This window comes from Trueperella sp. HMSC08B05, assembly GCF_001808405.1.
GTDB lineage: Bacteria > Actinomycetota > Actinomycetes > Actinomycetales > Actinomycetaceae > Trueperella > Trueperella bernardiae.
Genome location: NZ_KV793258.1, coordinates 65,620 through 76,924 on the forward strand (window position 1 = coordinate 65,620; position 11,305 = coordinate 76,924).

At 66.5% G+C, this 11,305-nt stretch carries 8 protein-coding genes; 4 read left to right on the top strand and 4 right to left on the bottom strand.

The window, feature by feature from the left end:
- Positions 1-102 precede the first annotated feature (102 nt).
- The gene (locus HMPREF3167_RS06755) at positions 103-951 is read right to left on the bottom strand and encodes a carbohydrate ABC transporter permease (RefSeq protein ID WP_068538907.1); all 849 of its coding nucleotides are present in this window, start codon (positions 949-951) and stop codon (positions 103-105) included.
- 2 nt (positions 952-953) lie between these two features.
- Positions 954-1,982 (bottom strand): carbohydrate ABC transporter permease, encoded by a 1,029-nt coding sequence (locus HMPREF3167_RS06760; protein ID WP_083281113.1) that lies wholly within the window; start codon positions 1,980-1,982, stop codon positions 954-956.
- 588 nt (positions 1,983-2,570) lie between these two features.
- Here HMPREF3167_RS06760 and HMPREF3167_RS06765 point away from each other — a divergent pair.
- Complete coding sequence (locus HMPREF3167_RS06765; RefSeq protein ID WP_148132411.1) at positions 2,571-3,437, top strand: type IV toxin-antitoxin system AbiEi family antitoxin domain-containing protein; 867 nt, start codon at positions 2,571-2,573, stop codon at positions 3,435-3,437.
- 344 nt (positions 3,438-3,781) lie between these two features.
- Here HMPREF3167_RS06765 and HMPREF3167_RS06770 read toward each other — a convergent pair whose 3' ends face one another.
- Positions 3,782-4,246: a SprT-like domain-containing protein gene (locus HMPREF3167_RS06770; RefSeq protein WP_082661093.1), complete on the bottom strand. Its 465-nt coding sequence runs from the start codon at positions 4,244-4,246 to the stop codon at positions 3,782-3,784.
- A 148-nt stretch (positions 4,247-4,394) separates the two neighbouring features.
- Here HMPREF3167_RS06770 and HMPREF3167_RS06775 point away from each other — a divergent pair, with 148 nt between their 5' ends.
- Positions 4,395-5,498, top strand: coding sequence for an NAD(P)-binding domain-containing protein (locus tag HMPREF3167_RS06775; RefSeq protein WP_070446182.1), 1,104 nt, complete (start codon positions 4,395-4,397; stop codon positions 5,496-5,498).
- Between the two features lie 77 nt (positions 5,499-5,575).
- Complete coding sequence (locus HMPREF3167_RS06780; RefSeq protein WP_070446184.1) at positions 5,576-6,268, top strand: hypothetical protein; 693 nt, start codon at positions 5,576-5,578, stop codon at positions 6,266-6,268.
- A gap of 20 nt (positions 6,269-6,288) precedes the next feature.
- Here the strand turns inward: HMPREF3167_RS06780 and HMPREF3167_RS06785 are convergent, their stop codons facing one another.
- The gene (locus HMPREF3167_RS06785) at positions 6,289-10,689 is read right to left on the bottom strand and encodes a DUF3418 domain-containing protein (RefSeq protein ID WP_083281115.1); all 4,401 of its coding nucleotides are present in this window, start codon (positions 10,687-10,689) and stop codon (positions 6,289-6,291) included.
- A 307-nt stretch (positions 10,690-10,996) separates the two neighbouring features.
- On the opposite strand from HMPREF3167_RS06785, the gene HMPREF3167_RS09985 reads away from it, so the two are divergent.
- A partial coding sequence (locus HMPREF3167_RS09985) for a hypothetical protein (protein ID WP_210382978.1) occupies positions 10,997-11,305 on the top strand: 309 nt, incomplete at its 3' end.

Consider the following 11,305-nt stretch of genomic DNA (forward strand, 5'->3'; position numbering starts at 1 on the left):
ACAGAACTCGTGAATATACCGGCTACCGATTGCTATGGGCGCCTGGTCGACCTCAGCTTCACGACTTATGACGGGTCCAGCTGGTGCGTCGTCGGGGCGCGCCTACTTGAGCGAGGAAATGCCGATTGAACGCACGATCTGCTTGTTGAACGCGATGAACAAGATGAGCAACGGCAAGATCGACAGCGTGGTGGCCGCCATGACGAGCGTCCAATTGGCGGCGTATTGGGTCTGCAGGCCGGCCGTGGCGACCGTCAACACGTTCCACTCCTTGCGTGGGGACACGATCGACGGCCACAGGAAGTTATTCCACTGCGAGACCACCGTGATGAGCAGCAGCGTCACGAGGATCGGCCGGTTCATCGGCAACACGATCGACCACAGCTGGCGCCAGAAGCCGGCACCGTCGAGCTCGGCGGCGTCGAGAATCTCCTGCGGCAACGCCATGAAATTCTGCCTCAGCAAAAAGATCGCGTACGGCGAGCCGAGCATGAACGGCGCCACGATGCCGGCAAACGTGTTGCGCATCCCCCACTGACTCATCATCGTGAACAGGGGAATCATGGTGACAATCGCCGGGATCATCATCGTCGAAATGTAGGCCCAAAACAGGATCTGCCGGCCAGGGAACTCCAGGCGCGCGAACGCGTAGGCGGCCAAAATCGAGGAGAAGAATTGGCCGACCACCATCACCAACACCACCTGGAGGGTGACCGCCAGAGGCACAATGAAGTCGTGCTCGGTGAAAAGCCGGACGTAGTTATCGAACGTGAGCTCGTGCGGAAGGGAAAGCGCGCCTCGCTGGACGAGGTCGCGCTCGGTGCGCATCGAGGTCATGATCGAAAACACCAGCGGAAGCACGGTAATCAGCGCGCCCGCGATCAGCACCGCATACGTGAGCGCTGTGGCGAGGATCGAATTCTTCTTGCGGTAACGACGCTTCGTGGCCATGATCAGCTCATTTCGTACGTCATGCGCTTGGCGAAGTAGCGCTGCTGGACAATCGTGATCGCAACAATCAGCACCATGAGGAACACGGCCATCGCCGCCGCCTCCCCAATCCGCGGCGACGCGAAAGCCGCGGTGTAAATGCGGGCCGCGATGACGTCGGTGGTGCCGCCGGGGTAGCCGGGATTGCCGTCGGTCAAGCCGTAGACCAGGTCAAACACCTGGAACGACGAGATGAACGACGTCACCATCACGAAAAACGTGGTCGGCCGCACGAGCGGCAACGTGATCGACCACAGAGTGCGGACGGGGCCGGCGCCGTCGAGCGAGGCGGCCTCGTAAATATCGCGCGGAATGGACTGCAGTGCGGCCAGGAAAAACAGCGAAATATAGCCAATGTTCTGCCACACGTACACGAAGGCGACGACGGGGAGCGCTGTCGTCTCGCTGGCCAGCCACGCGACGCGGGTACCCAGCAACTGGTTCAGCAGCCCCGACGGCGCCAACAGCCAGTTCCACACAATGCCCAGCGCGAGCGGGGCGGCCACCCATGGGATCACGTACATGATCTGCAGGATCCCGGAGCCGGGGAGCTTGCGGTTCAGGCCCACCGCGATGAGCAGGCCCAGCGCGATGGCGAGCGGGATCGCGATCGCAGAGAAGAGAACGGTCACGCGCACCGAATTCCAAAAGTCCGGCGAGGTGAACATCGTGTGGTAGTTCGCGAGCCCGACGAACGTGGGCGGGGAGATCAAGTTCCACCTGAGCAGCGAAATTGCCACAACGGCCACAATAGGCACCATGAGGAAGAAGCCCACACCAATGAGCGAGGGAATAAGCATCGTGAACGCCGTGGCCGCCTCCCGGCGCTTGCGTGCGACGCGAAGAGGGCGCTCGTGCTTAGCCTCGCGGGGGTTGGCTGGGGTGGCGGGCTGGCTTGGGTTGGCCGGGTGCGCCTGGCTCGGTGCCGCCGGCTGTGCCCCGCGCGAGCCTCGCGATTCCGCGGTTCCTGCATCGGTGGCGTGTTGCGACATGTGACCACCTCCTGGTCATAGGCTAGAGCAACGAGGGCCCGCGCGCCTATCGGCCCGCGGGGTGGGTGGGAGCCCTGACAGTACTACCCTTAGCGCCGTGCGGTGCTGGCCGGGGTGATGGATAAGTGATGGATAGCACTGGCCTGGCGCTCGAAAGAACAGGCCTGTGCGCCGGATGGCCCCGCCTGGGCGTTGGATGTAACTGCGCTGGCGCCGGGCACCACGGCCCCGCACTGGATAGCCGGCCCGGCCGCCCGGTAATCACGCCGTGGCGCTGGTACTCGATATCGGCCCCTAATGTGCGTCACAATATTCACACTAGTCACACCTGTCACAGGCGCGAGCTTCCTCTCCAGTGTTCCCCGACAGAAGTCGTGAATATATCGACTGCCGATTTCTATAGGCACCTGGTCACCCTCAGATTCACGAGTTGTGTCGGCCGTGGCGTAGTGAAGGAGGGCGAAGCGGAGGCTGTGAAATGGTGGAAACGCGCGAAAAATCTTATCCACATCTTGCTCGGCGCTACAGCTGTCCACATTTGGCCACGTGGCGAAAACGGGCCGCCACGGACTTTGCCAATGTAGACGCATGTGGAACGGAGTGATCTCCCGCGCGGAATTGCAACAAGCTGGCCTGAACGGGCATCGCATTGCTGAGCTGAAGGCCAGCGGCAAGCTCGTGCACGTCAGCCGAGGTTGGTATGCCCAGAGAGACGCGAACCCGATGGTTGCGCTCGCGGCAGCCGGGCATGCACAGCTGGGATGTCTGTCTGCGTGTGAGCGGCATGGCCTCTGGGTGCCGTCTGAGCCAGAGCCGAGAATTCACCTTGTGGTTAACAACTCGGACTCGATCAGCAGAATCGCCAATAGACTCCACGACGCAACGAAAGGCCAGGTCAGACCAATCGTCCACCGGGGTGTTGTGAGCAAGAACGAGCTTGTCGCGGATGTCTGCCGGGCGGTCGAACATGTTGCGAGGTTTCATAGTGTGGAGCAGGCGCTGATTGTGATCGAGTCGGCGCTCAATCTGGGGAAACTGTCGGTCCCTGAGGTTGAGCACCTTCTTGAGATGATCCCCAAGAGTCGGGCGCGGTATCTGTGGAACTTTCAGCCGAACTCGCAGTCGGGGAGTAAAACTCGGGTGGCGCACTTTCTGCGCAATCGTGGCTTCACGGTTGTTCAACAGTTCTCGCCCGTGCCTAACTGGTACACGGACATGAAGGTTGGTAGCTCGTGGGTTATCGAATGTGACTCCGTGGCACATCATGGTAGCCCGGACGACTTCGCCCGCGACCGACAGCGCGATCTCCTTCTTGCCGAAATGGGTTATGAAGTCACGCGCCTCAGTTACCGGCAGATCTGGGATGACTGGGCGAGCACGAGACGGGCGCTCATACGAATCGCGAACCGCAGGCGCTACCGCAAGGAATCCGAGTTCTCGTGGCGTGAGATCTAACTCGTGAGCCCAGGCGGCTGCTTGGCGGGCTTGGTCAGAGGATGTCTGGTGGGTGTCGGATTGCCGTAACCCGCCGATAGTGTTCGTTCCTGTGGTGTGCTCGGGGCGCGACTGTCACAACTCGTGAATCTGAGGGCGGCCAGGCGTCTAGAGCGATCGTCAGCCGGTATATTCACGACTTCTGTCGGGGTGGCGGGAGTGCGCGCTGCCAGCGTGTGACAGGCGTGAATTGTTGGGAGATTGTGACTATAAATAAGTGCCCGGCGTGAACTGGTGGCATAAGACACCAAGCGACAGCAAAGGCCATTAAATGGTGGGTGTGCGAGCCAGCTAGGCCAGCCAGCCTAGCCCCGGAAGATCTCGCCCGTGCGCTGGTTTGTCCAGGTGATGAGGTAGCGCCTATCAAATACCCGCGAGCATCGCGGGCACGACCCGGCCCGCCCCAACCGCTGCCGCTCAAAGCGGTGACCGTTCGGGCACAATCCAACCCATAACGCCGGCGCGGTCGGCCACTTGGGATCCACGCGCGTGAGTCCATCCCCGCCGATCTTCAGGCAGGCGGCTCGCCATGCGGCGTCGTGCCCGTGACCTTCCCCGACCAGCGCATGCGCCACCTCGTGCAACACGAGCAGGCGCACCTGCTCCTCGCTATACAGCGTGATCAGCGGCCCCGACAGCGAGATCGTGCGCCGCGCATGACTCGTGTAGCCGGCCCGCCGCTTGGCGCGGTCGATTGCGAGGTCCCACCCGCGCAGGCCGTGCGCGTCCATGAGCCCCCGCGCAACCTCGCGAGCTCGCGAAACATCCATGCGCCGATTCTATCCACTCCCTCCGACAGCCTTCCGCGCCTGGCCCTGCCACCCGCCCCTACCCCACGGCCCCAGCCCCACCCCTCCACCCCAACAATTCCCTCGCGCCCCTTGCAAAGTGCCCTTCCGCGTACGCTACCGTTGAGGTATGCACGAGGTAGATGTCGTGGTGATTGGAGCAGGCCAGGCCGGGCTCGTCGCCGCGCATGAGCTCCAACAGCGTGGCGTGGCCGGGTACGCTGCGCAGTCGTTGCCGGCGCCGCGGGCGGCGGCGTCGTTCGTCGTTCTCGACGCCGAAACTGGCCCGGGCGGCGCTTGGCGCCACCGTTGGGACGGCCTAACGATGAAAACGGTCAACCACATCGCCGAGCTCCCCGGCCTGCATGCGCGCCCTGCGGCCGGCCCCGAGCGCGCCTCCGCGTTTTTGACCGACTATTTCGGCGACTACGAAGACACCTTCGACCTGCCCGTTTTCCGTCCGGTCAAGGTCCGCTCCGTTCACGACGACGGCGCGCGCCTCCGCGTCCACACGAACGTCGGCGATTTGTCGGCGCGCGTGGTGATCAATTGCACCGGCACGTGGGACGCGCCGTTCATCCCCTGGTACCCCGGCGGGGAGCTGTTCCGCGGCATCCAGATCCACACTCATGACTACCGCGATCCGGACGTGTTTTGGCGCAAACGCACGCTGGTCGTGGGCGGGGGAATCTCAGCGCTCGACCACCTGGATGATGTCTCGCGCGTGACGAAAAACGTCTTTTGGACCACCCGGACGCCCCCGCGTTGGCGCGACCCCTCCGACTTTTCCGTGGGCGAGGCCGCGGGCGGACTCACAGCCGAGGCCGGCCGCGTGATCGAGGCGCGGGTGCGTGCGCGCATGGACGCCGGGCTGCGACCGCTGCCCGTCGTGGCCGAGACGGGCCTGCCCCGCAACGAACGGGTGCTCGACATGGAACGCCGCGGCATCCTCAACCGCCGTGAGATGTTCGACCGGGTCGACCGCCACGGCGTCTGGTGGGGCGAGGACTACCTCGACCTCGACGCCATCATCTGGGCCACGGGCTTCCGCGCCAACCTGCGCCACCTCGCACCCCTCCACCTGCGCGAACGCGGTGGCGGCATCATGCTTGACAGCTCGCGCGCCGTCAAGGAACCGCGCGTTTACCTGCTCGGGTACGGCGCCTCGGCGTCGACGATCGGCGCCCGCCGCGACGCCCGCGCCGCCGTGGCCCAGATCGTCCGCGAGCTGTAGACGCGACCGGCGCGACGGCGCCGTGAAGCGGAAAAACTGTCGGAGGTCTGCGGTAGGGTGTGACGGGTAGGAGGATCATGGCTTCACACACAGACCTAGTTGCGCGCATCGGCGAGGCGGGCGCCGTGCCCGCGGACCGGCCGATCGACCGCGCGCGCCGCATCGTCACCGCCGGGACGCTCGGGGCGTTCCTCGGCACGATTCTCGCGCTCTTCTGGCTGCTCGGTTACCTCAGCCCGGCGCGGATGGTGCTGGCGGCGGTGCCGTCGGTGATCATGCTGGTCGCGTTCGTGGTGGTGTGGCGTTTTCTCGACGACGACGCCCGCGGTACGCCCATCCCCGTGATCGCGCGGACGCTGGCCACGGCGGAGAGCCCCTACTCGCGGTACATCAAGAAGGGCGCGAACAAGGGGCTGCTGGTGCCAGTGGTGGTGCGGCCAGTGGAGGGTGAGCCGTTTCGGTCGGTGATTTTGCTGCGCGAGACCGGCGGGGTGCAGGTGGAGGAGCCGGAGGTCGGGACGTTGATGGCGCTTCGGCAGGTCGAGCGCGGCATGGGCGAGCTGGCCAACATTGACCAGGTGACCCCCGAGCAGGAGGCCCTACGCGAACGGCTGGCGCGGCACCCGAGGCAACTGTCGAACCGGGCACCGGCGCTGCCGATGCGGCGCGGGAGTCTAGAGCGGGTGCCGGCGAGCGCGGCCGCCGAGTGGTGGGGTGCGCTCGGGGCGGGGCTCGCGGTGGTGCTGGCCTATATTTGGGTTATTTACTAGGAGCCGGGCTCGGCGACCGGCTACGCCAGTAGGTTGCGGATCCTCTGCGGCGACACCTTCCCCGCCGTCCTCAGCTGCTGGGCGAACAGCGACACCCGCAGTTCCTCCACCATCCACCTGGCCTGCCGCAATGTGGCCGCGCGCTCCGGATCGTAGGCACGATCCGTAGCCGCCTCCCGCTCATCGGCGACCAGATCCTCAATGTCGTGCACTTGCCAGGCGGCGGCATCGTCGGCGGCAGGGTTTTGCGCGGCTTTGTCGATGCGCATGGCCGCCGCCTGCAAGTACCGCACCAGGTGCGCCAGCCGCTCCTCCTCGGTGGCCCCGATGAAGCCCTCGTACACGAGCCCGGAGATCTGCTCGCGCACGTCGCTCACCGTGTTGATGAGCGCGAGCGAGCTGTTGGCCCGCACCTTGGCGTCGGCCTGCCCGTAGGCGCGCAGCACGCGCACCACGGTCTTGACCAGCGTATAGATCTCGTCCTCGAGGTGGTCGCGGGCGTAGTCCCGCAGTGCCACATAGTCGGCCCGGGCCCGCAGACGCCCGAGTGGCATGTCGTTCGCGGCGGCCCACCTGTCGGCAATGTTGCGCGCGGCGGCCAAATGCAGATCGTCGACCACCGCCGCCGTGTTCTTGTAAGGCGCCGCCGCCATCGTCAGCGACTCCTCCCCATTCCACCTGGACGTCACCCGCGCCTCCGGCAGCGTCAGCTCCGTGGCGAGCAGCCGGATGACCCCGCGCCGGTGGTCGCGCACTTGCAGCGCAGGCTCGGGCAGCACCCGCAGGCTCGCCCGCCGCCCCTCCGCCACCAGCGCCGGGTACCCGCGCACGGCCATCCCGTGCGGCCCCGCGGTCTCGACCACCGCCGGCAGCTCCTCCACCTCGGGCCAGGCTTCCATGCCGTCGACGCCGTTCGGCAGGCCCGCTCCCACGGCCCCGGTTTCTGCCTGCCCGGCCGACGACGACGCCGCCGCGCCGGCCCCGCGAGAACCGGACGAGTCGCCTCGGCCAGCGCGAGCGCCCGCGCCAGACGGCGCGCCCGCGCCCATCTCCTGCAGAATCTGCGCCCGCGCCTCCTCCAGCGCCTGGGCCACCGCGCCCTTGACCACGGACTCAACCGCCGTGCGGGTTTGCGGCGCGAGCCGCCGCTGCAAGTCGGTGATCGACGTGCTCTCGTCGAGCACGGCCCCACGTTCGGATCGCACCCGGAAGGTGATCTCCAAATGCGGCGGCAGGGCCACTTCCGCCCATTGCGCCGCCGAAATCTCCACGCCGCGAAGCGCGCGGACGGCGTCGTTAAAAGCGGACCGGAAGCTGGGGGCGCCGGTCTGGCCGTGGGCGACGTCGTCCCACGTCGGGAGCTTGCCCAGGATTTCGCGCGCGGTGTCGGGCGCGGGCACGAGGTGGCGCCGTACGGGCTTGGGGAGCGCGCGGATGGTGGCCACCACGAGCTCGTCGAGCATGCCGGGGACGAGCCAGTCGAAGCCGTCGTCGGTGAGTTGGGGCAGGAGGGTGACGGGCACGTCGATGGAGAGGCCGTCGGCGTGGGCGCCGGGCGTGTAGTGGTACTCGATGGGGAGGGTGATGTCGCCTTGCACCCACTGTTCGGGGAAGTCGGCGTCGCTGGCGGAGGTGGTGCCGAGGAGGAAGTCGTGGGTGAAGTTCAAAAGCTCGGGGTTCTTGTGGCGCTCGCGCTTCCACCAGGAGTCGAAGTGCCGCGCGGACACGATGCCCGCGGGAATCCGCTCGTCGAAGAAAACGAACCGGGCGGCGTCGTCGGCCACGAGCCCGCCCTGGCGAAGGCGCTGTTCGACCTCGTGGGCGTCGGCGAGAGCCTGCTCGTTGTGTTTGATGAAGGCGTGGTGGGCGCGCCACTGGTTTTGCACGAGCGCGTGGCGGATGAACAGTTCGCGGGCGAGTTCGCGCGCGGCCGGTGTGCCGACTTTCGACAGGAGGACGTTGCGGTCGGCGATGAGGGTCAGGCTGTAGAGGGTGACTTTCTCGTGCGCCATCGCGGCGCCGTGGCGGGTGGACCAGAAGGGCTCGGAGTGGGAGGTGCGCACCAGGTGCGAGCCCACTTCCTCCACCCATTCGGGCTTGATCTGCGCCACCGAGCGGGCGAAGAGCCGCGAGGTTTCCACGAGCTCCGCGGCCATCACCCAGCTGGGGCTGCGCCGGTGCAGGCCGGAGCCGGGCCAGATGATGAAGCGCGTGCCGCGGGCGCCTAGATAGTCCTTGCTGCGCTCGTCCCACGAGCCGAGGTTTGACAGGAGGCCCACCAGCATTGACCGGTGGATCTGGTCGGCGGCGGGGGTGTCCGCGCTTTGCCCGAGCGCCTTGACCGCGCGGGCCACGTCCTGGTTGTGCGAGTTGTCCTTGTCCTCGGCTGCCGCGCGGGCGAGCGCCGCACGCGTGGGGAGCGCGACCGGCTTGGCGTCCATCCCCAGTGGCCGCGACATTTCCCGCAGCTGCACGACGACGTCCTGCCACTCCCGGAATCTCAGCCAGTTGAGGAATTCGGCCCGGCACATGCGGCGGAAGGCCGACCCGGACAGTTCGCGCTGTTGGGTGCGCAGGTAGCGCCACAGGTTGAGGTAGGCGAGAAAGTCGGAGGTGCGGTCGGTGAAGCGGGCGTGGAGTTGGTCGGCTTGGGCGCGGAATTCGGTGGGCCGTTCGCGCACGTCCTGCACCGACATGGCCGCCACCAGTACCAAGACTTCGCCGGCGCAGCCGTTGTCGGAGGCGGCGAGGAGCATGCGGCCGAGGCGCGGGTCGATGGGGAGGCGGGCGAGGATCCGCCCGGTCTCGGTGAGCAGGTGCGTGCCCGCGCCCACCACCGTGCCGCGCGCGTTCGCCGACATCGGCACAAGCGCCCCGATCTCCTCGAGCAGCTGCAGGCCGGCCCGCACCTGGCGCATGTCCGGTGGGTCGATGAACGGGAAGTCCTCAACCGAGCCCAGGTTCATCGCGGCCATCTGCAAGATCACCGACGCTAACGACGTGCGGCGGATCTCCGGCTCCGTGAACTCCGGGCGCGCGGCGAACTCCTCCTCCGAGTACAGCCGGATCGCGATGCCGTCTTCCACACGGCCCGAGCGCCCCGAGCGCTGGTTCGCCGACGCCTGCGAGATCGGCTCGATCGGCAGGCGCTGCACCTTGGTTTTGTTGGAATAGCGCGAGATGCGGGCGGTGCCCGGATCGATGACGTAGCGGATGCCCGGCACCGTCAGCGAGGTCTCGGCGATGTTCGTGGCCAGGATGATGCGGCGGTGGGCGTGGGGCTGGAAGATGCGGCGCTGTTCGGCGCCCGACAGGCGCGCGAACAAGGGCAGGACCTCGACGGCGTCCGGCACCGACGACCGCTCGCCCGGCTCAACGTAACGGCGCCCGAGCTCCTCCTCGAACGCCTTGGCCGTGTCGCGGATCTCGCCCTCGCCGGAAAGGAACACGAGGATGTCTCCCGGGCCCTCAGCCATGAGCTCGGCGGCCGCGTCGAGGATGCCGGCCACTTGGTCGCGGGCCTCCTCGCGCGTGAGCTTTTCGCGGCCTTCAAAAGCGGGTGCGTGGTGGGGGCTGGGGGCGGTCGCGGCGTCGCCGTCGCGACCGCCCGAGGGCAGGCTGGAAGCCGAGCCGACGGCGTCGTCGTAAAGCGGGCGATACCGGATCTCGACCGGGAACGTGCGCCCCGACACCTCAATGATCGGCGCCTCGTTGCCCGGGAAACCGCCGTACATGTGGCGGCCGAAATGCTCGGCGAAGCGCTGGGAGTCGATCGTGGCGGACGTGATGATGACCTTGAGGTCCGGGCGGCGCGGCAGGAGGTTGGCGAGGTAGCCGAGGAGGAAGTCAATGTTGAGGGAGCGCTCGTGGGCCTCGTCGATGATAATCGTGTCGTATTTGCGCAGGTCGGGGTCGGACTGGGTTTCGGCGAGGAGGATGCCGTCGGTCATGAGCTTGACCAGGGTGGTGCGCGAGACCTGCTCCGTGAAGCGAACCTGGTAGCCGATCGCGCCGCCGAGCTCCACGCCCAGCTCGTCGCAGATTCGGTCCGCCACCGAACGGGCCGCGATGCGGCGCGGCTGCGTATGGCCGATCATGCCGGTGATGCCGCGGCCAAGCTCCAGGCAGATCTTCGGTAACTGGGTGGTCTTGCCCGAGCCCGTCTCGCCCGCGAGGATCACCACCTGGTTGTTCTCGATCGCCTCCGCGATGTCGGCGCGGCGCGCAGAGACCGGGAGCTGCGGCGGGTACGTGATCGCCGGGAGGGCGGCGCGGCGGGCCTCGAGCTCCGCGGGGATGAAGGGGCGCGGGCCGCGGGAGCGGCGCCCGGCATGCTTGGCGTTTGGCCTGCCGGCGCGCTTATTGGCGCGCTTGCCCACAGCCGTCTCGCCGTGCCTGGTAGGTGTGCTTCCGTCAATCATCGAAACCATTGTGCCACGTTGCTGGGCGGCAGGATTCGGCGACAGTGACGGTGTGGGCATTCGAGGTGATGTCGAGAGAATAAACCACTAAAGCCTATAGGTGTGTCGTAAATAACATTGTGGGACAAGGGCCCTCCGGCACGGGTGTTCAGAGGAGCGTTGCCCCAGTTCGGGGGGGGGTGGGTTTCGTCCGCCCCAAGTCGTAGCTATGTCGGACGTGTTCATAGGATAAAACGATATTGTTTTCGGTGGCGCTAAATAGCAGTATAAGTGCATCAACATCGGCAGTGACCACTTCGGAGGCGGGGTGACCATGAGCAAATGTGCTGAGCGCGTCACGGCGCGTCTGCGTGCACTCGTTGCACTGACGGTGGTGGCAGGCCTGGCGCTGGTCGGGGGCGTGCCAGCCGCTGTCGCGCAAGATTCCTCGACGCCTTCCACGGTCGCAGAGGCGACCGACGCCGCCACGCAGACAGACGGCCAGACGGAACCTTCCGGCAGCGCCGACACCGAATCGGCGGAGCCGGGAACCGCTGAAAACGCCAACCCCTCGATTGACAGTTCCGAGGAAGCTACGCCCGAAACGCCAAGTGTCGATAATTCAGCGGGGGGGGGG